The organism is Ruegeria sp. YTSC325 (assembly GCF_059609525.1).
The window spans coordinates 442,240-463,308 of sequence record NZ_JBXWLY010000002.1; the positions used below are offsets into that span (position 1 = coordinate 442,240).

The following is a 21,069-nucleotide window of genomic DNA, read 5'->3' on the forward strand; positions in this document are numbered from 1 at the left end:
AACACCATGGGAAACCTTCCACATTTTCAGCTTTTCATTGACGGCGCATGGTCCGAGGGTGCGGATGCGCAGGTCATGACCTCGGAAAACCCGGCCACCGGGCAGGGCTGGGCCACGTTCGCCTGCGCCGCGCCCGATGACGTGAACCGCGCTGTGGCCGCAGCCAAGCGCGTGCTGGACGACCCCGCATGGCGCGACATGACGGCGACAGCGCGCGGTAAGTTACTCTACCGGCTGGCTGATCTAGTGGCGGAGCACGCACAGAAGTTGGGAGAGCTGGAGACCACCGACAGCGGCAAGCTGCTGGCGGAAACGGCGATGCAGACGGGCTATGTGGCTGACTATTATCGCTATTTCGCGGGGCTTGCGGACAAGGTCGAAGGCACTGTCTTGCCCATCGATAAGCCCGACATGCATGTGTTCACCACGCGCGAACCAATCGGTGTTGTCGCCGCCATCGTACCGTGGAATGCGCAGATGTTTCTGACAGCCACCAAGCTGGGCCCGGCGCTTGCGGCGGGGTGCTCGGTTGTGCTGAAAGCTTCGGAAATCGCTCCCGCGCCGATGTTGGAATTCGCGCGGCTGATCGAATTGGCCGGGTTCCCGCCCGGCGTTGTTTCGGTCATCACCGGTGATGCCCAGAACTGCGCCATCCCGCTGACTCGCCACGCGGATGTGGACCGCATTGCCTTTACCGGAGGGCCCGAGACTGCACGCCACGTGGTGCGCAACTCGGCCGAGAATTTCGCGGTGACCTCGCTGGAACTGGGCGGCAAATCTCCAATCCTTGTGTTTGACGACTCCGATCTGGACGGGGCCGCAAACGGGCTGATCGCCGGGAATTTCGGGGCCTCGGGTCAAAGTTGCGTGGCGGGAACACGGGGGTTGGTGCATCGTTCGATCCTTGAGCCGCTGATCGAAAAGATTTCACAAAAGGCCAGCGCCATTCGGCTGGGCGATCCGCTGCAGCCCGACACCCATGTCGGCCCGCTATGCACCGCCGCGCAGGTCAGAAAGATTGAGGCGACACTGGCCACAGCCCAAGGGCAGGGGGCGAGGATTCGCTTTGGCGGCGCGCCCGCAGATCGTCCGGGCAATTACATGACGCCCACGCTGGTCGAATGCGCAGTGCCTGAGACCGAGACGCTGAAGGTGGAGATGTTCGGGCCGGTCATGTCTCTGCTGCCGTTCGAGACCGAAGAAGAGGCCATCGCGCTTGCCAATTCCACGCCTTATGGTCTGGGGTCCGGCGTCTTCACGCAGAATCTTGCGCGGGCGCATCGGGTGTCGAAACGCATCCGCGCGGGGATTTGCTGGGTGAATACCTATCGTGCGATTTCCCCGATTGCGCCGTTTGGCGGGTTCAACCAATCCGGCTATGGACGCGAGGCCGGGGTTGAGGCCATTCTGGATTACACCCGCACGAAAACCACGTGGATCAGCACTGCGCAAGAGCCGATGGCGAACCCGTTTGTGATGCGCTAAACCTGTGGAAACACAGGGAGAGCGCGCATGAAACTGAAGACACCTCACTTCCCAGCCCCCGCAGATGCGGGGGCGCGTAAGGACATTCCTCCGCTCGTCTGCTATCCGCCGGATACGCTGCCCCAACCCGATATCGCCGGGCTGAACACCCTGCGGCAAAGCGCGGTTAAAACGGCTGAGGCCACGGCGGCCCCGCGCGATGCGGCCTGTATCGAGGTGCCCGCCGGGGCCTTTGTGCGCGTGGTGTCGGTGGATGGCCCGCAGGTCGGCGATCTGAACATGTGGAACAAGCATGACCTGACCGAGCGGTTCTATTCCGGCAAAACCCGCGCGTTGCACGGTACGCACCTTTCGACCGGCGACCGCATGTGGTCCAGCTTTCCCAACATGCGCCCGATGGCAACCATCGTGGGGGACACGCTGGATTGGTACGGGTTCGATGCCTATGGCGGCTCGGTCCATGATGTGATCGGGACGCGCTGTGATCCCTATACGGGGCGGCTGCTGTCGGGGGACGACTATCACTATTGCTGCCATTCCAACCTGACCCGCGCTTTGGCCGATCATTGCGATCTGCCGCTGCACGAGGCCGAGATGCATGTGCATGACGTACTGAACGTCTTTATGTGCACGGGCTTTACCCGCGATACCGGTCAGTACTTTATGAAGGCCAGCCCGGTGCGCCCGGGCGACAACCTTGAATTCTACGCCGAGATTGACCTGATCGTGGGCCTTTCGGCCTGTCCCGGCGGCGATTGTTCCTCCGAGCATTCCTCGGACGTCGCCGCCTGTTACCCTTTGTTGATGGAGGTCTATGACCCCGGCGTGGATGCCCGCGCGGCCCATGTTCAGCCGCCGCGATCCGCCTATGACCGGACCCACGGCACGGGCTAGGCGATCAGGCGGCGGCCCAATCGGTCGAGCATCCGGCAACACAGGTCCAGCTGCTCGATCTCGACATATTCGTCGGCCTTGTGCGCCTGTGTGATCGAGCCCGGGCCGCAGACGATAGCGTGAACGCCAAGCTGCTGGAACAGACCGGCCTCGGTGGCGAAGGCGACCGTGCCGGTGCCATTGGCGCCGGTCAGCTCGGCCACCAGTTTGCGGGCGGCGTTGTCCTCCATCGGCTCGAGCCCTTGCACCTCGGCCACCACGTCTTGGGTGATGCTGGCCTCGGGGTGGACGGCCTTCATCTCGGGGAGCAGGGTGTGGGTCACGTAATCGCTGAGCGTCTGGTTGACGAGGTCGGCGTCACTGGCCTGCACCGGGCGCATTTCCCAACCGATCTCGGCTTTGCTGGCGATCACGTTATGGGCCACGCCGCCGTTGAAGAACCCGACATTGATCGTGGTCCATGGGGGTTCAAACAAGCTGCCCGCAGGGGCGCGGGATTTCAGAACATGGCGTAATTCCAACAGCTTTCCGACATAGCGTGCGGCGTATTCGGCAGCGTTCACGCCGTCATCGGGGGCCGAGCTGTGACCCTCCAGCCCGGTAAACCGCGTGGTGTATTCAAAGCAACCCTTATGGCCTTCGATCACCCGCATCTCGGTCGGTTCGCCGATGATTGCGATGTCGGGCACGATGCCACGTTCGGACAGGTCATTGACCAAATTCTGCGCGCCCAGACAGCCGGTTTCCTCATCATAGGTAAAGGCGAAATGCAGCGGTTGGGTCAGTTTTTCGACGTCTAACGCTTCGGCAAAGGCCAGAGACGCCGCAATAAACCCCTTCATATCGCAGGTGCCGCGCCCATACAGGCGGCCATCACGCTCAACCATTTCGAACGGGTCCGTGGTCCAGTCCTGATCGGCCACGGGCACGACATCTGTATGGCCGGACAGCAGGATGCCGCCGGGCATGTCCGGGCCGAGTGTGGCAAAGACATTGGCCTTCTTGCCTGTCTCATCGCGTGTCTCGATACAGCGCGCACCCAAGGCCTGAAGGTGGTTGGTCAGGTATCGGATGATCTCAAGGTTGCTGTCAGCGGATACCGTTTCAAAGGCGATTAGATCGGCGAGGATTTTGGTGGTTCTGGTCAGGGTCATGGTTTCACGAACAGTTTGCGGGGCCGGTTGCATAGGCATTCTGCAGGGCCGGAATCGGTGATCAGGATGGTCTCGGTGATTTCAAGGCCCCAGTCGTCCATCCACAGGCCCGGCATAAAGTGGAACGTCATGCCGGGTTCCAGCACCGTCTCATCCTCGGGGCGCAGCGAGATTGTCCGCTCACCCCAGTCCGGCGGATAGCTGAGGCCCACCGGATAGCCGCAGCGCGCACCGCGCTCGATTCCGGCGCGTTCCAGCGGAGCGGCCAGCGCCAGCGCGATGTCGCGCGCCTGATTGCCCGCACGGGCGGCGTCCAGCCCGGCCTCAAGCCCTTCGACCAGTGCGGCTTCGGCCCTTAGCAGGTGGTCGGGCGGCTGACCCAGAAAGACCGACCGGCAGAAAGGTGCGTGATAGCGGCGATAGCAGCCCGAGAGTTCGAAGAAGGTGCATTCCCCGGTTTTGAATGGCGCGCCGTCCCATGTCAGATGCGGGGCGGCGGCATCAGGCCCCGAAGGCAGCAGGGGCACGATGGCGGCATAGTCTCCCCAATCCTCACCCACGCCCGAGATCGCATCGTGATAAATCTGCGCCACCAGTTCGTTCTTGCGCAAGCCGGGTTCGATCCGTTCAATCACGCCATCAATCACATGTTCCGAAATCCGCGCAGCTTTGCGCATCAAGGCGATCTCTTCACCGGATTTCACGGCACGCTGCCAGTTCACCAAAGCGTTGCCATCGACCAACGTGGCCTGAGGCAATTCGGCGGCCAATGTCAGATGCGCCTTGGCCGAGTAATAGTAATTGTCCAACTCAACCCCGATACGCGCCTGCCCAAGGCCACTCTCAACCAGCAACTGAGCGAGGTCTTGCATCGGGTGCCGCTCTGTTGATTGAACATAGCCATCCGCATAGCTGTGAATGCGGTCATCGCTCATCCAGACCGTGCGCCGCGCGCCGTTGGCGTCCTGATTGCGGCCCCACCAGATTGGATCGGTATCGTGTAGAACGACGACGCCCTGATGCACGTAGAAGGACCAGCCCTCATAACCGGTCAGCCACGCCATATTCGATGGGTCCTGCACAAACAGGGCATTTAAACCAGCGGCTGCCATTGCGGAACGCGTCTTGGCAAGCCGGCGATCATATTCGGCGCGTGAAAAGGCCGGATTGGCATGAGGCATAGCAGCTCCAGTCGTGTTCGAGTTATGTTGACAGAACTGGACGAATGCAGTCACGTCAATGGGCAACTCAGGAAAGACGCCCCATTGAAGATCACACTCAATCCACATCGCGGAGGCCGGAAACTTGCCGCTTCTGCTCCGTACCCGTCCATTGATGCAGCCCGCGTAGCCGATCTTCTGTCGCAATGCCCCGCTGCGGGTGAAACTCCATTGGTCGATGCAAAAGAGCTTGCCGACGTGGCCAATCTTTGGATCAAGGACGAGCGCGGCCGCATGAATCTTGGGTCTTTCAAGGCGCTTGGGGCGGCCTACGTAATCGCGCGACATGCGGCCGAGGCAACGGATGCGCCGGACTGCAATACATTGAACAGTCGAACCTATGTGACGGCCAGTGCAGGAAACCATGGCATGAGCGTCGCCGCAGGCGCGCGAGTATTTGGCGCGCAGGCGGTAGTCTATATCGCCGAAACTGTACCGGAGAGTTTCGCGGACCGCCTCCGCGCGCAAAAGGCGCAGGTTGTGCGCCAAGGCGTCGATTATGCCGCCAGTATGGAGGCCGCTAGCCAAGCCGCGCAGGATAACGGGTGGACGCTGCTGTCCGACAGTTCTTGGGACGGATATATCGAAATTCCGCATATGCTTATGGAGGGGTATCTGCAGATGGCTGCCGAGGCCGTGCGTCAATGTCCGGAAATGCCCAGCCATATCATGCTGCAGGCCGGGGTTGGCGGGCTGGCGGGCGCGGTGGCGGCCTATGCGCGCCATGTCTGGGGTGACGCGCCCAAAATCATCGTGGTCGAGCCCGAGTCCGCCCCCGCGCTACAGGCCAGTATCGAAGCCGGAGCCTGCGTTTTCGCGGATGGCCCTGACAGCATAATGGGACGTCTGGATTGCAAAGAACCTTCGTTGATCGCTCTGAACGGCTTGGCCAGAGATGCCGACGCGTTTTTGACTTTGACCGATGACGAGGTTGTTCAGCATTTGCCTGCGATGGCGGCGGCTGGGGTGGCAACGACGGCATCCGGTGGGGCAGGGATTGCCGCTGCCATGAATGCCCAAGTGCTGCAGCGTTTAGGAATTGGTGCGGACGCCAAGGTTCTGTGCTTTCTGTCCGAGATTGCGGAATGAGAGGGTTCGACACTGCTGAGTTCACCGCCCGGTTGCAGCGAGCGCAAAAGAAGATGGCCCAAGCGGACTTGTCTGCCTTGCTGCTGACAACTGAACCCGAGATTCGGTACTTTACCGGCTACTTGACCCGGTTTTGGGAAAGCCCGACCCGACCTTGGTTTCTGGTGGTTCCGGTCAGTGGAAAACCGATTGCCGCTATCCCCTCTATTGGTGCTGCACTGATGGGGCAAACCTGGATCGACGATATCCGAACCTGGAGCTCTCCGGACTTGTTGGATGACGGCGTTAGTCTGTTGGCGGAAACCCTGATCGAGGTCACTCCGACCGATGCCACTATTGGTTTGCCTGATGGGCACGAAACCCATGTCCGTATGCCGATGGCCGATTTGTTGCGCCTTCAATCGCTATTGGGCTCGCGGAGGGTTGCTGGCGATGCGGAACTTATGCGCGGCCTTCGGATGATCAAATCAACGGCGGAGATCGCGAAAATCGAAACCGCCTGCGCGATTGCCGCGCGGGCTTTTCAGCGTGTTCCTGAAATCGCAGGATCTGGCATTGCCGTTGATGAGGTGTTTAGAAAGTTCCAAATGCTGTGTCTGGAGGAAGGCGCCGACTGGGTGCCCTATCTTGCGGGCGGTGCCGAGCAGGGGGGATATACGGATGTAATCTCTCCGGCCCGAGATACGGCGATGGAGGCCGGAGATGTCCTGATGTTGGACACTGGTTTGGTGTGGGACGGGTATTTTTGTGACTACGACCGAAACTGGTCGATTGGTCCGGCCTCGACGTCAGTGCGTTCTGCGTATGCAACCTTGATTGAGGCGTCAGATGCAGCATTCGAGATTGCAAAGCCGGGCGCGACCGCTTCTGACCTTCATCATGCAATGAATAGTGTTCTGTCACGTCAAAATGCGGATACGGGGGCTGGGCGTCTGGGGCATGGCCTAGGGATGTCCCTCACAGAATGGCCTTCGTTGATTCCCGACGATCATACTGTGTTGCAACCCGGCATGGTTTTGACGCTCGAACCCGGAATAGCCGTTGGCGATAAAATTCTGGTTCATGAAGAGAACATCGTGATTACCGAAGATGCGCCGCGGTTCATCAGCCCTCGGCTTGGGCCGGAGTTGCCTGTGATATGAGCTATTTACCCTATGAACTGGAAGAGGACGACCCGCAGCTCAACCCGATGGGCTTGATCGTCTTGCAGACGGACGAAACTATTGAACCGGAATTCAGCGCTTACTTCGCAAATTGCCGCGCGCCGATTTACGTTTCCAGAATTCCCAGCGGCGCAGAGGTGACAACGGACACGCTGGCCCAGATGGAGAACGCCCTTCCTGCGGCCTCAGATCTATTGCCCAAAGTCCGGCCTTATAAGGTTGTGGGGTATGGCTGCACCTCGGCCAGCTCCGTGATCGGTTCAGCTATGATCGAGCGCATGGTTCAAAAGACCTGCAACGTTGCGACCGTCACGAATCCGCTGCGTGCAGCTTCCGCCTGCGCTGCGGAAAAAGGTGTTTCCAAATTCGCTTTGCTGTCGCCCTATATCGAAGAAGTGAACGATCCATTACGTCGTGCCTTCGCAAAAAACGGAGTGACAATGGACGTTTTTGGCTCATTCGGTGAGTCCGAGGAATCCAAGGTTGTTCGAATATCCCGCCAATCGCTAGTCGACGCGGCGCTTAACCTGGGCTCTGATTCGGCAGTTGAGGGTGTTTTTATAAGCTGTACGAATCTAAGGACTTTTGATGCTTTGCCAGAAATTGAAAGTCGGTTGGGAAAGCCGGTTCTTTCAAGCAATCAAAGCCTTGCGTGGCACATGCGACGCTTGAATGGCGCCTGAATATCAGGCGTGTGGCGCTTTCTTTGTCATTCTCCTGACATATTTTGGTTGCGTCGCCCGTCCTGCTTGTCCTTAAATGGGCTCTGACAGGTCCTTGAGATCCGGATAAACCGGGCACACAAGGACAGACAGGGGAGCCAAGTTGGTAATGTCTAATGACGCAGCGTTCGTCGAGTTTCAGCGTGTCCAGAAATCTTACGACGGCGAGATCCTTGTCGTAAAAGATCTAAATCTTTCAATGCCTAAAGGTGAGTTCCTGACAATGCTCGGCCCGTCCGGGTCAGGCAAAACCACTTGCCTTATGATGTTGGCCGGGTTCGAAACAGCAACCCATGGCGAGATCATGTTGGATGGTCGTCCGATCAACAATATTCCGCCCCACAAGCGGGGGATCGGCATGGTTTTTCAGAACTATGCGCTTTTCCCGCACATGACGGTTGCCGAAAATCTCGCTTTCCCGCTGGAAGTTCGAAAAATCGGGAAGGACGAGCGCGAAGAAAAAGTGAAACGCGCCCTGGATATGGTTCAGATGGGGGCATTTGGCAGCCGGCGCCCCGCTCAGTTGTCCGGTGGTCAACAGCAGCGGATCGCATTGGCCCGCGCACTAGTTTTTGAACCCGAGCTTGTTTTGATGGACGAGCCGTTGGGTGCGTTGGATAAACAGTTGCGCGAGCACATGCAGTTCGAAATCACGCGTCTGGCGCATGAGTTGGGTATTACCACTGTTTACGTAACCCACGACCAGACCGAAGCGTTGACCATGTCGGACCGTGTGGCTGTTTTCGACGACGGACGAATTCAACAACTTGCGCCGCCCGATTTGCTGTATGAAGAGCCGGAAAACAGCTTTGTGGCTCAATTTATTGGTGAAAACAACACATTGGAAGGTGTCGTTAAGTCGATTGACGGCGACTCGTGTGTTGTTGCGCTGGACGATGGATCCGAGATTGACGCCAAACCGGTGAATGTGACGAAGGCGGGCGAACGGACCAAGGTCTCTATCCGGCCTGAACGGGTCGAGTTCAACAAGGATCGCTTGCACGCTGATGCACATACGCTCAAAGCAACGGTGAAAGAGTTCATCTACATGGGCGACGTATTCCGTTTTCGTTTGTCGGTTGCCGGTAACGATGACTTCATCATCAAAACCCGCAACGCGCCGGATGCGGTGCGTCTTTCGCCGGGTCAAGAGGTCGAAATCGGCTGGCTGGCGCATGATTGCCGGGCGCTGGACGCCTGAACACAGAACCCCCCGCGTCTGCGGGGCAAGAGTTGGCCGGTTTGCCCCGTGATCCGGCCTAAGAAAGTAAAAGTAACGGGTATAACAGGGAGTTAAACATGAAAGTTAAAACCACTCTTATGGCAAGTGCGGTTGCTGCCGTAGCCGGTGGTGCGATGGCCGAAGAAATGACCATCGTGTCCTGGGGCGGTGCTTATTCCAAGTCGCAGCTGAAAGCATATCACGAGCCCTATTCGGAAAAGACAGGCGTCACCATCCTGAACGATGACAGTTCGGCTGAGGCGGTGGCCAAACTGCGAGCGATGAACGAAGCGGGCAACATCACTTGGGATGTGGTGGATGTTGTTGCAGCGGATGCGATTCGTTTGTGCGACGAAGGTCTGGCGATGGAGATCGATTTCGACAGCCAACTGGCCGCCGCACCTGACGGGACACCCGCATCCGAAGATTTCGGTGATCTGTTGGTCAGTGACTGCTTTATCCCGCAGATCGTGTACTCGACCACTTTCGGCTATCGTACCGATCTGGTGGGTGACACGCCTCCGACCGAGATCTGCGCCGTATTCGATCTGGAAAACTATCCCGGCAAACGTTCGCTGGAAAAGCGTCCGATCAACAATATGGAATGGGCGCTTCTGTGTGATGGCGTAGCCAAGGACGACGTCTATGACGTTCTGGCGACACCGGAAGGTCAGGATCAGGCTCTGGCCAAGCTGGATACTATTAAGGACAGCGTTGTCTGGTGGTCTGCCGGTGCCGACACACCGCAGTTGCTGGCCGACGGCGAAGTCATCATGGGCTCGACCTATAACGGTCGTCTGTTCAGCGTGATCGAAGAGCAGAAACAGCCCGTCGCCATGCTGTGGGACGCGCAGGTATTCGATCTGGATGGCTGGATCATCCCCGCCGGTCTGAGCGAAGAGCGTCAGCAGCGCGCGCTGGACTACATCATGTTCGCAACTGACACCCAGCGTCTTGCGGATCAGGCCAAATACATCTCGTACGGTCCGGCCCGTGCCTCGTCGGCGCCGCTGGTTGGTCAGCACGCCGATCTGGGCATCGACATGGCACCGCACATGCCGACCGACCCGGAAAACGCCAAGAATACGTTCCTGTATAACTACGAGTTCTGGGCGGACTACCGCGACGACATCGACGCCAAGTTCCAGGCGTGGCTGGCACAATAAGCCTTTTGTGACAAATGGTTGGGGCCGGTTTTGGCCCCAACCCACCAAAAGACCAAGGGACGCAGATGACTGACGCAACTCAATCCGGTCCGATGCTGGCCGCTGACGGCACGCCTCTGAAGAAATCGCTGGCGCGGTCGTTAAGACGTCGCAAACTTAGGGCGCTGGCCCTTATTGCGCCGTTGCTGCTGTTTGTGCTGTTGTCCTTTGTGATCCCGATCGTGTCCATGTTGTTCCGTTCGGTCGAGAACGGGATTGTGGCTGATACTCTGCCCCTGACCGTGGTCGAGTTGAAGAACTGGGATGCGGAAAGCGGCGAACTACCGGATGAGGCATTATACGCCGCGTTCACCAAAGATATGGTCGTTGCCATTGACGAAAAGACACACACCCGGCTTGGCTCGCGCCTGAACTATGAGCAGACGGGTATGTCCTCGATGTTCCGTCGCTCGGGCCGCCAGATTAAAAAACTGGACCCTGAAACCGATGGCCCGTTCAAGGACAAGCTGATCGACATTCACGACGGTTGGGGAGATGTCGAAACCTGGCGAACCATCAAGACCCACGCTGTTCCGATCACCAACGGATATTTCCTGAACGCAATTGACATGCGCCGCACGCCCGAAGGTGCGCAGGCGCAGCCTGAAGACAAACAGATCCTGATCAAGCTGTTTGGCCGTACGCTGATGATGTCGCTGATCATCACTGCTTCGTGCATCCTACTTGCCTATCCGGTGTCATATATCCTGGCGACCCTGCCGATGCGGGTGTCGAACCTGCTGATGATCCTTGTGTTGCTGCCGTTCTGGACATCACTTCTGGTGCGAACGTCTGCGTGGAAGGTGATGTTGCAGCAGCAGGGGGTGATCAACGAAACGCTGGTCTGGCTGGGGTTGGTCGCGGATGACGCGCGATTGGTGATCATCAACAACCAGTTCGGCACGATCATCGCGATGACGCATATCCTGCTGCCGTTCATGATATTACCGATGTATTCGGTGATGCAGACCATTCCTGAATCCTACACCCGCGCCGCGAAATCCATGGGCGCAACGAACTGGACGACCTTCTGGCGCATCTACTTCCCGCAATCTATACCGGGCATTGGTGCGGGCTCGATCCTCGTGTTTATCCTTGCCATCGGCTACTATATCACGCCGGAGATCGTTGGCGGGACCAAGGGTGTCTTCATCTCGAACCGGATTGCGTACCACATCTCATCCTCGCTGAACTGGGGATTGGCGGCTGCGCTCGGGACGATCCTGCTGGCGGTCGTTCTGTTACTCTACTGGTGCTATGACAAGATCGTAGGCATCGACAACGTGAAGCTGGGATAAAGACGATGGCAGCACTAACACCAATATCCCGCAAACCCATGTCGGTGGTTCTGCCCGCTGTGGCCATCGCCGGAGGTTTCGTCGGTATGTTCGTCGGCGCCGGGCAGGGCAGCGTCCTGCTCGGGATCGTGATCGGAGCCGCTCTAATGGCGGGTCTGGCCTGGCTTTACATGAATGTCCTGGACAATGAACGTGTCGCCCGCTGGATCACGATCCTTGGGATGGGCGTGTTGGGCTTTGTGTTCGCTGGGGCGACTGGTCTGATCATCGGCCTTCTGGTTGGGTGGTTTTTTGCCTTCTTCATCTTCTGGCTTTACGAGGGTCGATACCGCCAAAAACTGCTGCCCTATATGACCGGGCGACAGGTGTTCTGGCACTATACGTTCCGGGTGATCTGTGGCGCGATCTTCGTGTTCCTGATCACACCGATCCTTGTGGTTCTACCACTGTCGTTCAACGCGCAGGATTTCTTTACCTTCACGCCCGAAATGCTGCGACTGGACCCCGAGGGGTATTCGCTGAAGCATTACCGCGACTTCTTTACAAACAATGAATGGCAGCGCAGCTTCAAGAACTCGCTGATCATCGCGCCGATTGCGACGATCATCTCGGTGTCGCTGGGGACGCTGGCGGCCATTGGCCTCAGCCAGAGCCACGTGCCGGGTAAACGGGCGATCATGGGCATCCTGATCTCGCCCATGATCGTGCCGCTGATCATCTCGGCCACCGGCATGTTCTTTTTCTACAGCGATATCGGCCGGTTCCTTGAAGGCACGCTGGGCATGGACAAGAACTTTGTAGGCTATGTGAAGGTCATCCTTGCCCACGCTGTTCTGGGTATTCCGTTTGTGATCATCACCGTGACGGCGACCTTGGTGGGCTTTGACCAATCGCTGACCCGTGCAGCGGCGAATATGGGGGCAGGGCCGGTGCGGACCTTCTTCAAGATCCAGATGCCGCTGATCCTGCCGGGCGTAATCTCGGGTGGTTTGTTTGCCTTCATCACCTCGTTTGACGAAGTGGTCGTGGTGCTGTTCGTCGGCTCGGCCAGCCAGAAAACGCTGCCATGGCAGATGTTTACCGGTCTGCGAGAACAGATCAGCCCGACCATTCTGGCGGTGGCGACGATCCTGGTGGTGATCTCAATCGCGCTGCTGACCACGGTTGAATTGCTGCGCCGCCGGTCCGAGCGTCTGCGGGGGCTTTCCCCCGCTTGACGCACGGCGCGGCGTGATTTAGCCATTGCGATATGCAGCCCGGTCACGATGGCGTCGTGACATCCAAACGGGCGCATGGCTCTCGGTTCCCGAGGCCGCTTGTCCTGAACGCCGGGGCTTGTGGCCGGGCACCTTTCGTCCGGCATTGCAGGAGAGAGCATGATGACAGACCTGACAAACCGCCCCGAGTTTTTCACCAGCCACAATGGCGACAAGGCCCCGCTGCCGTTCAGCAAAGCCGAATACGCCCGCCGCCTGTCGGGCCTACGCGCCATTATGGCGGCACGGGATATTCCGGCGGTGTTGCTGACTTCGATGCACAATATCGCCTATTACTCGGGCTTTCTGTATTGCGCCTTTGGCCGTCCTTATGGCTGCGTGGTGACGCAGGACGCATGTACGACGGTGTCGGCGAATATCGACGCGGGCCAGCCGTGGCGGCGCTCGGTCGAGGAAAACGTGATCTATACCGACTGGAAGCGCGACAATTACTGGCGCGCGGTGGCCAGCCTGATCGGGGGTGCCAAGCGGATCGGGATCGAAGGCGATCACATGACGCTGGCCGCGCGCGACACGGCGCTGGCGATGCTGGGGCAGCCGGAACTGGTGGATGTGGCCGGTGATACGATGGCCGCCCGCATGGTGAAATCGGCGGAAGAGATCGAGCTGATCAAGGGCGGGGCCCGCACTGCAGATGTGGGTGGGGTGGCCATCCACGCCGCGATCCGCGAAGGCGCGACCGAGATCGAGATCGCCATGGCCGGGCGCGACGCGATGGAGGCCGAGATCGCCCGCGCCTACCCGGATGCCGAATACCGGGACACCTGGGTCTGGTTCCAGTCAGGCCTGAATACGGACGGCGCGCATAATCCCGTAACCAAGCGGGCGCTGCAAAAGGGCGATATCCTGTCGCTGAACACCTTCCCGATGATCTCGGGCTATTACACCGCGCTGGAACGTACCCTGTTTCTGGGCGAACCCGACGCCGACAGCTTGCGCATCTGGAAGGCCAATGTGGCCGCGCATGAGCTTGGCCTAAGCCTGATCAAACCCGGCGCGACTTGCTCGGGCATCACCGCCGAGATCAACCGCTTCTTTGCCGATGAGGGGCTGCTGCAATATCGCTCCTTCGGCTATGGCCACTCGTTTGGCGTACTCAGCCACTACTACGGGCGCGAGGCAGGGCTGGAGCTGCGTGAAGATATCGACACGGTGTTGGAACCCGGCATGGTCGTGTCAATCGAGCCGATGTTGTGGATTCCCGAAGGTCAGCCCGGTGCGGGTGGCTATCGTGAGCATGACATTCTGGTTGTCGGCGATGATGGGGCCGAGAACATCACCGGGTTCCCCTATGGGCCGGAACATAACACGATCAACTGACCCGAAGGGCAGGAGGGGCGCTTAGCCCCTCTTGCTACGTTCGTGGAAAATGAAGCCGATGAAATTCAGCAGTACCTGCGCCGCCAGAATCTGCGTGCTCTCAGTAGGGTCGTAATTCGGCGCGACCTCGACCAGATCAATGCCGACCACATCGCCGCGTTGCGCCAGACCTTGCAGGATTTCCAGCACGTCATAATACAGAAACCCCCCGTGGCTGGGCGTGCCGGTGCCTGACGCAATCGATGGGCAAAAAGCGTCGATATCAATCGTCACATAATACCGCGCGCCTTCGGGGATGCGGGCCAAGACACCCTCGGTTCCCAGTTTGCGGACCTGTCGCACAGACAGGATATCGGACCCTCGGGCGCGGGCATCCTCATAGCCTTCCTTTGCGGTTGAGGACACATTGCGGATGCCCAACTGCGTCATGCCCGAGACATAGTCTTTCTCAATCGCGCGCCGCATCGGATTGCCGTGACCGGCAGTGACCCCGTGGCGTTCATCCACGAAATCCAGATGGGCGTCGATCTGAACCACATGGATCGGACCATTTTCCGCGCAATCGTCAGAAAAAGCATTGATGCAGGGGATGTTGACTGAGTGATCGCCGCCAATGGTGACGGGCAGGGCGCCTGCGTCCAGAATTTTCTGGACCCCGAATTGGATATTGGCGTGGCTTTCCTCGGTCTTGGTGTGGATGATGTCCGCGTCGCCGATATCGACCATCCGGACCGAGCTATCCAGATAGGTCGCGTCATCCTCGTGATCATACGCCCCGGCATGGCCAAAGCTGAACAGTGTCGACGCCTCACGCACCGCACGTGGCCCGAACCGAGCGCCGGATCTCCATTGTGTGCCGAAATCGAAGGGTGCGCCTATGATCGCCACATCAGCGTCGATCTGGTCCCAATCCTCGACATAAGGTGACTTGCCAAAGGTCGAAATACCGACGAATGGCAGGTTCAGGCGGCCACTTGCATACCCATGAGACGACATAGCGCGATTCCCGTTTCTTGTTTGTCCGTTGCAGCTTAGAAGCGTTGCCTTAAGCAGGATAGGTTTCTTTGAGGGGTGGATGGGTTGAATGTCGCCCGCCAAGGGTGTCTATCTGAGCGAAAGGTCTGAAAGGAATTGCCGTGGGACAGCACGAACTGCCACCCAAGACAGGTGTGTTCTACATCAATCTGGATCGTGTTCCCGCCCGTCGGGATTTTATGGAACGGCAGTTCGCGCACGCTGGCCTGTCCGCTGCCGTCCGTTTCAGTGCCGTTGACGGGCAGCGAACTGGCGCGTTGGACCAGAACAGCTATGTTCCCGGCACTGGTAGCCGTTGGGGGCTGAAGCAGAGCGAGATCGCCTGTTTCGAAAGCCATCGTGCCGTTTGGCAAGCCGCCGTCGATCAGGACTTGAGGGCTGTGGCCGTTTTTGAGGATGACGTGGAAATGTCCAGCAGTGCAGGGCGCGTTGTCACCAATATTCTGAATGAAAGTTCCAAGTTTGATTTTGTGAAGCTTGATTATTCCCCCCGAGAGTTGCGATTTGGGACCCTTCAGACCGTTGGCGCAGTTGACGTGCGACCGATGTTGGAGATGGCACCAAGCGCTGCTGCGTATGTCTTGTCGAATGCCGCCTGCCGTAAGCTATTGGCCTGGTCCACCGCCTATTCCGACCACCTGGATGACTTCGTCTCGATCCCGCGTGCGGATTGGCGCATGTTTCAGAGCTTTCCGGCCGTCGGTGTGCAGGTTATCTGGTCTCAGCATCAGGAACAGACGCAAGAGGATGTTAAGGTCAGCGAACGCTCTAGGGATCGTAAAACCAACAGCGGCCTGGACAAAGGGCCCACTTGGTTCCGCTTGCGACGAGAGCTTTTGGCCGCACAGCGGAAACTGTATTGGCGGATGGGTGGCCAAAGGCGGCTGATCCGGAAGGGTGGCTTTGTTGGCTTTATTCCTTGTGCGGGCGATCTCAACGTTTAGACGCGTCGTTTTGTGGCGCCGCGAGCCTATTCGGTGCTTTCTGCACGTATTAGCGTTAACAAAACTGTCAGTTTGATATAACGTTGTGGTGTTGTTTACGGGTGGCGCACGGGTTCGCAGCATGAGTCAGACGATTTACGAACGCTACGGTGGGTTCAAAACGATCAGTCGAATCGTTATGACGTTCTATGAAATGGCCTTGGATTCCGATCAGATCGGAGGGCATTTTGAAGATATCGATATGCCACGTCTGATCGACCACCAGACCAAATTTGTATCTTCTTTGGTCGGTGGACCCGCTTCGTTCAGCGATGAGCGTATCGAGGCCGTGCATCGGCACCTCAATATTTCACACGAGGATTTTGATGAGATGGCTGCGCTGTTTGCGCAGGCGCTTGAAATGCACGGGATGGATGACTCTCATGTTAAAATCGCGCTGGGAGCCATTGAATCGAAACGCAGAATAATCGTTGCACGCAGCGCGGCATGAGCATTTTAGCGATAAATGAGCAACTGTTACGCGCTATCGGAGTCGGTGTTGCGGTTGTTCGCGCCTCGGACCTTGGCTTTGTCTTTTACAATGGTCCGTTTTCAGAATGGTTCGGCACACCGGCTGAGGGCCAAACTCTGTTGGACGTTTTCCCGACCCTTGATCAGCGTGAGTTGGAAGACGTCAAGCAATCGGGGTTGCGCTATTCCTTCGAAATGCAACTGAAGCCAAAGCGCAGGACTTTGGTTTTTGCGACGGCCATTTCATTGGCCAACGGCGCGGAAGAGCAGCTTTTGGTCATTGAGTGCCAGAACATCACCCGCATTCGTGAATTGGAAAGCATGATCGACAGCTACTCGACCATGGTGGAACGCAATACGCGCGAATTGGAGCGGGAAAAAGAGCGGGTTGAGCGGCTTTTGCTAAATCTGATGCCGCGCGCTGTGTATGAAGAATTTAAGACGTTTGGCGTTGTCACGCCTCAGCTTTACGATCAGGTTTCAGTTGTTATGCTTGATTTCGTGGGCTTCACCGACTTTGCCGCCAAGACGGATCCGACGGTTACACTGAGTGAATTGAACGACATTTTCACAGCTTTTGACCGCATCGTCGAACAATTTGGCTGCGAGAGGATCAAGACCATCGGCGACGCGTATCTTGCTGTATCCGGGATGCCGGATGCTACGCCGGACCATGCGACCGCAGTTGCACATTGTGCAGTCCGGTTCTTGCGGTACTTGGAACGTCGCAACGAAAGCCACCCGCACAAGTGGCAGGCAAGAATTGGTCTGGGAATGGGCCCCGCCGTGGGATCTGTGGTTGGGATTCAGAAATACGTCTACGATGTGTTCGGACCTGCGGTTAACATTGCGTCTCGGCTGCAAGTCTTTGCCAACCCAATGAATATTGTCGCTCCGGAAGAGATGAAATATGCGTTGATCGACGAGTTTCAGGTCTCCGACTTAGGACGCGTTGACATCAAGGGTATGGGCGAGATGGATCTGATCAATGTGACGTCGGGGTTGAGCATGCCACAGCCCCGGCATTTGTTTTAGTCATCGTCATTCGTCGGGTGGCACCAGTCCCAGTCCGCGCAAATAGATGCCTATCCCTGATTCCAACAAGTCCTCGGGTGGGAACGGAGAGCTTGCACCAGTATTGCGCGCAAATAGCTCTACCACCCCGTGGCTCATGGCCCAGATATGAGCGCTGAACATCGAGGCCGGAGGGCGCTTTTCTGGTGGGATATGTTGGGACAGGTCAGAGGCAGCCTTTTCAAGTACGCTTTTGGCGCGGTTCGCTGCCATTGACAGTTCCGGCGTGCGATTGAGTGAAATGCCACTTTCGAACATCGCGATATAGTGACCGGGATGCTTGCGGGCAAAAGCCAGATAGGCCCGACCGGTCGCCTCGAACGCGGCCAAAGCTGACGGCTGCCCCTTGTCGTAGGCATATTGCATCAGATCCGCGAACATCTCGAAACCCTGACGAGCTGCCTCGGCAATCAGATCCTCGCGACCCTGATAGTGCCTATACACTGCAGCGGGTGTAACCCCGGCAGTCTTTGCGGCCTCGGATAAGGTGAAGCCGGTCGGGCCCTTCTTTTCAATCAGCGACAAAGCAGCCTCGATCAGCGCTTGTTTTAGATTGCCGTGGTGATACCCGCGTTTCGTCATCTCCTGATCAGCTGCCTTTGTTGTCGTTGTTTGTTGTTATTTCGACATAATCCGTGACCGGGCTTCGTCCAATAGCAACAGTGGAACACTCATGCATCCCAGATGTCCGGACCGCCACAGATTTTCGGGTCATTTTCACCGATGGCATCTGCGTCTTTTTCATCATAGTCGACCGCGTGCAGAACCGTCCGGATTGCAGCCAAACGCGCGCGTTTCTTGTCGTCGGAACGAACGATCGTCCAGGGACAGTGGTCAGAATGGCTGCGGGTCAGTGTTTCGCTGATCGATTGCGTGTACTCGTCCCACTTACTAAGCCCAGCGACATCAATTGGACTAAGTTTCCATTGTTTGAGGGGGTCAGTTTCGCGCGCAAGAAACCGGTTTAACTGTTCGGCGCGACCGACATTCAACCAGAACTTAAACAACTGGATACCGTCATTGACCAGCCCGGTCTCAAACGGCAGGACCTGTCGGAAAAATCTTTCGCGCTCAACAGCTTCGCAAAAACCGAAAACGTTTTCGACAACGCCGCGGTTGTACCAGCTGCGGTCAAAAAACACGATTTCTCCCGCCGCAGGTAGATGTTGGATATAGCGCTGGAAATACCACTGGCTGCGTTCCTGATCCGAGGGTTTACTGAGCGCAACATTGCGTGCCCCGCGCGGGTTAAGATTTTCTCGGAACCGTTTGATTGTACCGCCTTTACCTGCGGCATCGCGGCCTTCGAAAATAAGCGCAATGCGGCTGCCGGATTCTTTTACCCAAGATTGCATTTTGACCAGCTCGACCTGCAGAGCCTCCATCTGCTTGTCATAGTCCTTACGCTTCATGCGCTCGTTGTAAGGGTATGATGGATTGAGGATGTCGTCTTTGTCGGATTTCTCGATGGCCGAGCGGACATCCTTTGGCGCTTCTTTACGAAAGTATTTTTCAATAGAGCCTTTTTCAGACCGGGCCATACCTCACCTCACAATAAAACCCATAACTTACTATGGATTAGCCGGCGAATTAACGCAAACCTGCCCTTTGGGCTGCGCGATCAATGGCTGCGGCGACTTCGGGGGCTGCGACGACCTGCGGCATGTGGCCAATGCCCTCAAGCTCGATCAGCTCTGCGCCGGGAATCTGTTCGATCAAGCGATGTGAGTGCCAACCAAGACCCACGGTGTCATCCGCAGTGCCGTGTACGATCTCGGTCGGTACGTCGATGTTCTTATAGCTGGGTTGCAGGGCGCGCACTTCTTCCAGAAGGTTGGCACGTTGTTTGGCGTTGGCGTGCATCGAAGCACGACGGATCGTTAAGCCGGTGCCAAAATGGTCTGCATATCCTTCAGGGGCCGTTTGAGGCGCGAAGACGCGATCCAAAGCTTGTTCGACATACCATTCCGGAACAAACGCACTGATCAGCGGCAGCGCCAGCACATTTCCTGTTGGTGTTGAGGCCATCTTGTTGAACTCATCTAGAGGTGTCTCCCACGGGATGGCAGCCGGCGCGATCAGGACCAGCGCTGAAAGGTTATCAGGACGCTTCACTGCCCATGCCAGAGACACAGCCCCCCCATAGCTTTGCCCTGCTACTACAGGTTTCTTGGCGCCAAGTTTTTCAGCCGCTTTTTGCAAGATTTCTGCTTGTTCTACAATAGTTTCTCCGTCGGGATTAAAGCTATCGCTATATCCCAGGCCGGGACGGTCGAATACGATAACCCGGTAATTTTTGGCAAGGATCGGCGCCAGCGCAAAGGTCATGTCCCGTGTGTTGCCACTCGATCCATGGATCAAAACAACATCGGGGCCATTACCCATTATGACAGCGTGAATGCCGACGCCATCAACGTCGATGATCTGGCCCTCTGGTGGGAAAGCAGTTTCCGCGCGCGCCTTGTTGTGCGACTCGCGCCAAGTGGTGATGACGGCAAGCCCAATGACGAGCAAAAGAACTGCTATAAGCGCTTTAACGGCCAATGTTTTCCATCTCGAACGGGGTGGACTGATAAATTTCGTTGACCCAGTTACCGTAGAGCAAATGCGCATGGCTGCGCCATCGGTTCTGCGGCGGGCGACTTGGATCGTCGTCAGGGTAGTAGTTCATTGGAACGTTGATTGGGGTACCGTTGGCCACGTCGCGGTCATATTCCTGTTTCAGCGTATCACTGTCATATTCGAAGTGATTGAAGATATAGATCGCGCGGTGAGCTTGATCCTCGACAAGGCACGGTCCGACTTCGTCACTGCCCAAAAGCGTCTTTAACCCCGAGGCGGTGTCGATTTCGGATTGCTTCATTTCTGTCCAACGGCTGACAGGGATAACGCAATCGTCCGAAAAACCCCGTAAGAAGGGCGACGCTGGTGCAAGATTACTGTGACGGAAACAACCAAACGCCTTGGCGTCCAGGATGTGCTTTTTGACGCCGTGGAAATGATTGATCATCGCCATTCCACCCCAACAAACGCCAAAAGTCGAATGGACATTGGTCTGAGTCCACTCAAAGACTTCGCTGATTTCGTCCCAGTAAGTAACATCATTGAACTCAAGATGTTCGATAGGTGCACCGGTGATGATCAGGCCATCAAATTTCTGATCTTTGACCTCCTGAAACGGGCGGTAGAACTCAGCCATGTGTTCGGCCGCAGTATTTTTCGTGCGATGCTCGGTCATGCGGATCAACGACAGGTCGATCTGCAAAGGCGTCGCGCCAATCAGGCGGGCGAATTGGTTTTCGGTCTGAATCTTTTTCGGCATCAGGTTCAGCAACCCGATCCGCAAAGGGCGAATATCCTGACGCATTGCCTGATCCTCGGCCATGACCATGACACCCTCTTTCGAGAGGACGTCAAATGCGGGCAGGTCGGAGGGAATCTTGATTGGCATCAGTGC

General features: G+C 57.4%; 20 protein-coding genes. 13 read left to right on the forward strand and 7 right to left on the reverse strand.

Annotated elements, in window-relative coordinates; all coding sequences use genetic code 11:
• Window positions 1–6: 6 nt before the first annotated feature.
• Window positions 7–1,485 carry an aldehyde dehydrogenase gene (locus AC2FF7_RS04945; RefSeq protein WP_496905282.1) on the forward strand — a complete coding sequence of 493 codons (1,479 nt, stop codon included), beginning with the start codon at window positions 7–9 and terminating at the stop codon, window positions 1,483–1,485.
• 27 nt (window positions 1,486–1,512) lie between these two features.
• The gene (locus AC2FF7_RS04950; RefSeq protein WP_496905283.1) at window positions 1,513–2,379 is read left to right on the forward strand and encodes an urea carboxylase-associated family protein; all 867 of its coding nucleotides are present in this window, start codon (window positions 1,513–1,515) and stop codon (window positions 2,377–2,379) included.
• Here AC2FF7_RS04950 and argE read toward each other — a convergent pair.
• Window positions 2,376–3,533, reverse strand: a complete 1,158-nt coding sequence (argE, locus tag AC2FF7_RS04955; protein ID WP_496905284.1) for an acetylornithine deacetylase — start codon at window positions 3,531–3,533, stop codon at window positions 2,376–2,378. The genes AC2FF7_RS04950 and argE overlap by 4 nt on opposite strands.
• Window positions 3,530–4,714: a M24 family metallopeptidase gene (locus AC2FF7_RS04960; protein ID WP_496905285.1), complete on the reverse strand. Its 1,185-nt coding sequence runs from the start codon at window positions 4,712–4,714 to the stop codon at window positions 3,530–3,532. The genes argE and AC2FF7_RS04960 overlap by 4 nt, the downstream gene beginning before the upstream one ends.
• 84 nt (window positions 4,715–4,798) lie before the next feature.
• Here AC2FF7_RS04960 and AC2FF7_RS04965 point away from each other — a divergent pair, with 84 nt between their 5' ends.
• From AC2FF7_RS04965 to AC2FF7_RS05000, 8 genes are all read left to right on the forward strand, one after another.
• Entirely contained in the window at window positions 4,799–5,842 is a 1,044-nt protein-coding gene (locus AC2FF7_RS04965; protein WP_480867532.1) for a pyridoxal-phosphate dependent enzyme, read from the forward strand.
• Window positions 5,839–6,984, forward strand: a complete 1,146-nt coding sequence (locus AC2FF7_RS04970; RefSeq protein ID WP_496905286.1) for a M24 family metallopeptidase — start codon at window positions 5,839–5,841, stop codon at window positions 6,982–6,984. Before AC2FF7_RS04965 ends, AC2FF7_RS04970 begins: the two co-directional genes overlap by 4 nt.
• Before the next feature lie 47 nt (window positions 6,985–7,031).
• Entirely contained in the window at window positions 7,032–7,688 is a 657-nt protein-coding gene (locus tag AC2FF7_RS04975) for a maleate cis-trans isomerase family protein (protein ID WP_480867534.1), read from the forward strand.
• Window positions 7,689–7,836: 148 nt separating this feature from the next.
• The gene (locus AC2FF7_RS04980; protein ID WP_170527354.1) at window positions 7,837–8,928 is read left to right on the forward strand and encodes an ABC transporter ATP-binding protein; all 1,092 of its coding nucleotides are present in this window, start codon (window positions 7,837–7,839) and stop codon (window positions 8,926–8,928) included.
• Window positions 8,929–9,026: 98 nt separating this feature from the next.
• Window positions 9,027–10,115: an extracellular solute-binding protein gene (locus AC2FF7_RS04985; protein WP_170353070.1), complete on the forward strand. Its 1,089-nt coding sequence runs from the start codon at window positions 9,027–9,029 to the stop codon at window positions 10,113–10,115.
• 65 nt (window positions 10,116–10,180) lie between these two features.
• Window positions 10,181–11,452, forward strand: a complete 1,272-nt coding sequence (locus tag AC2FF7_RS04990) for an ABC transporter permease (protein ID WP_353392957.1) — start codon at window positions 10,181–10,183, stop codon at window positions 11,450–11,452.
• 5 nt (window positions 11,453–11,457) lie between these two features.
• Window positions 11,458–12,669, forward strand: coding sequence for an ABC transporter permease (locus AC2FF7_RS04995; RefSeq protein WP_209196442.1), 1,212 nt, complete (start codon window positions 11,458–11,460; stop codon window positions 12,667–12,669).
• 162 nt (window positions 12,670–12,831) lie between these two features.
• On the forward strand, window positions 12,832–14,049 hold the full coding sequence (locus AC2FF7_RS05000) for an aminopeptidase P family protein (RefSeq protein ID WP_496905287.1): 1,218 nt from the start codon (window positions 12,832–12,834) through the stop codon (window positions 14,047–14,049).
• Window positions 14,050–14,070: 21 nt separating this feature from the next.
• Here AC2FF7_RS05000 and speB read toward each other — a convergent pair whose 3' ends face one another.
• A complete protein-coding gene (gene speB, locus AC2FF7_RS05005) occupies window positions 14,071–15,045 on the reverse strand; it encodes an agmatinase (RefSeq protein WP_480867538.1) in 975 nt (324 codons plus the stop codon).
• A gap of 140 nt (window positions 15,046–15,185) precedes the next feature.
• On the opposite strand from speB, the gene AC2FF7_RS05010 reads away from it, so the two are divergent.
• From AC2FF7_RS05010 to AC2FF7_RS05020, 3 genes are all read left to right on the forward strand, one after another.
• Window positions 15,186–16,028 carry a glycosyltransferase family 25 protein gene (locus tag AC2FF7_RS05010; RefSeq protein ID WP_480867540.1) on the forward strand — a complete coding sequence of 281 codons (843 nt, stop codon included), beginning with the start codon at window positions 15,186–15,188 and terminating at the stop codon, window positions 16,026–16,028.
• A gap of 121 nt (window positions 16,029–16,149) precedes the next feature.
• A complete protein-coding gene (locus tag AC2FF7_RS05015; protein WP_496905288.1) occupies window positions 16,150–16,518 on the forward strand; it encodes a group I truncated hemoglobin in 369 nt (122 codons plus the stop codon).
• Window positions 16,515–17,573, forward strand: a complete 1,059-nt coding sequence (locus tag AC2FF7_RS05020) for an adenylate/guanylate cyclase domain-containing protein (protein WP_170353077.1) — start codon at window positions 16,515–16,517, stop codon at window positions 17,571–17,573. Before AC2FF7_RS05015 ends, AC2FF7_RS05020 begins: the two co-directional genes overlap by 4 nt.
• 6 nt (window positions 17,574–17,579) lie before the next feature.
• Here AC2FF7_RS05020 and AC2FF7_RS05025 read toward each other — a convergent pair whose 3' ends face one another.
• The 4 genes from AC2FF7_RS05025 to metA form a co-directional block, all read right to left on the reverse strand.
• Window positions 17,580–18,194, reverse strand: coding sequence for a TetR/AcrR family transcriptional regulator (locus AC2FF7_RS05025; protein WP_170750925.1), 615 nt, complete (start codon window positions 18,192–18,194; stop codon window positions 17,580–17,582).
• Between the two features lie 89 nt (window positions 18,195–18,283).
• Window positions 18,284–19,153 carry a polyphosphate kinase 2 gene (gene ppk2 / locus AC2FF7_RS05030; RefSeq protein ID WP_496905289.1) on the reverse strand — a complete coding sequence of 290 codons (870 nt, stop codon included), beginning with the start codon at window positions 19,151–19,153 and terminating at the stop codon, window positions 18,284–18,286.
• 49 nt (window positions 19,154–19,202) lie between these two features.
• Window positions 19,203–20,156 (reverse strand): alpha/beta fold hydrolase, encoded by a 954-nt coding sequence (locus tag AC2FF7_RS05035; protein ID WP_480867542.1) that lies wholly within the window; start codon window positions 20,154–20,156, stop codon window positions 19,203–19,205.
• Window positions 20,146–21,063: a homoserine O-acetyltransferase MetA gene (gene metA / locus AC2FF7_RS05040; RefSeq protein WP_170353081.1), complete on the reverse strand. Its 918-nt coding sequence runs from the start codon at window positions 21,061–21,063 to the stop codon at window positions 20,146–20,148. Before metA ends, AC2FF7_RS05035 begins: the two co-directional genes overlap by 11 nt.
• Window positions 21,064–21,069: the final 6 nt, after the last annotated feature.

Coding starts and splice junctions, on each gene's coding strand:
- AC2FF7_RS04985 (WP_170353070.1), top strand. CDS start 9,027: ATGAAAGTTAAAACCACTCTTATGGCAAGTGCGGTTGCTGCCGTAGCC.
- AC2FF7_RS05015 (WP_496905288.1), top strand. CDS start 16,150: ATGAGTCAGACGATTTACGAACGCTACGGTGGGTTCAAAACGATCAGT.
- AC2FF7_RS04960 (WP_496905285.1), bottom strand. CDS start 4,714: ATGCCTCATGCCAATCCGGCCTTTTCACGCGCCGAATATGATCGCCGG.
- AC2FF7_RS04990 (WP_353392957.1), top strand. CDS start 10,181: ATGACTGACGCAACTCAATCCGGTCCGATGCTGGCCGCTGACGGCACG.
- AC2FF7_RS04980 (WP_170527354.1), top strand. CDS start 7,837: ATGTCTAATGACGCAGCGTTCGTCGAGTTTCAGCGTGTCCAGAAATCT.
- argE (WP_496905284.1), bottom strand. CDS start 3,533: ATGACCCTGACCAGAACCACCAAAATCCTCGCCGATCTAATCGCCTTT.
- ppk2 (WP_496905289.1), bottom strand. CDS start 19,153: ATGGCCCGGTCTGAAAAAGGCTCTATTGAAAAATACTTTCGTAAAGAA.
- metA (WP_170353081.1), bottom strand. CDS start 21,063: ATGCCAATCAAGATTCCCTCCGACCTGCCCGCATTTGACGTCCTCTCG.
- AC2FF7_RS04945 (WP_496905282.1), top strand. CDS start 7: ATGGGAAACCTTCCACATTTTCAGCTTTTCATTGACGGCGCATGGTCC.
- AC2FF7_RS04975 (WP_480867534.1), top strand. CDS start 7,032: ATGGGCTTGATCGTCTTGCAGACGGACGAAACTATTGAACCGGAATTC.
- AC2FF7_RS04995 (WP_209196442.1), top strand. CDS start 11,458: ATGGCAGCACTAACACCAATATCCCGCAAACCCATGTCGGTGGTTCTG.
- AC2FF7_RS04950 (WP_496905283.1), top strand. CDS start 1,513: ATGAAACTGAAGACACCTCACTTCCCAGCCCCCGCAGATGCGGGGGCG.
- AC2FF7_RS05025 (WP_170750925.1), bottom strand. CDS start 18,194: ATGACGAAACGCGGGTATCACCACGGCAATCTAAAACAAGCGCTGATC.
- AC2FF7_RS05020 (WP_170353077.1), top strand. CDS start 16,515: ATGAGCATTTTAGCGATAAATGAGCAACTGTTACGCGCTATCGGAGTC.
- AC2FF7_RS04970 (WP_496905286.1), top strand. CDS start 5,839: ATGAGAGGGTTCGACACTGCTGAGTTCACCGCCCGGTTGCAGCGAGCG.
- AC2FF7_RS05000 (WP_496905287.1), top strand. CDS start 12,832: ATGACAGACCTGACAAACCGCCCCGAGTTTTTCACCAGCCACAATGGC.
- speB (WP_480867538.1), bottom strand. CDS start 15,045: ATGTCGTCTCATGGGTATGCAAGTGGCCGCCTGAACCTGCCATTCGTC.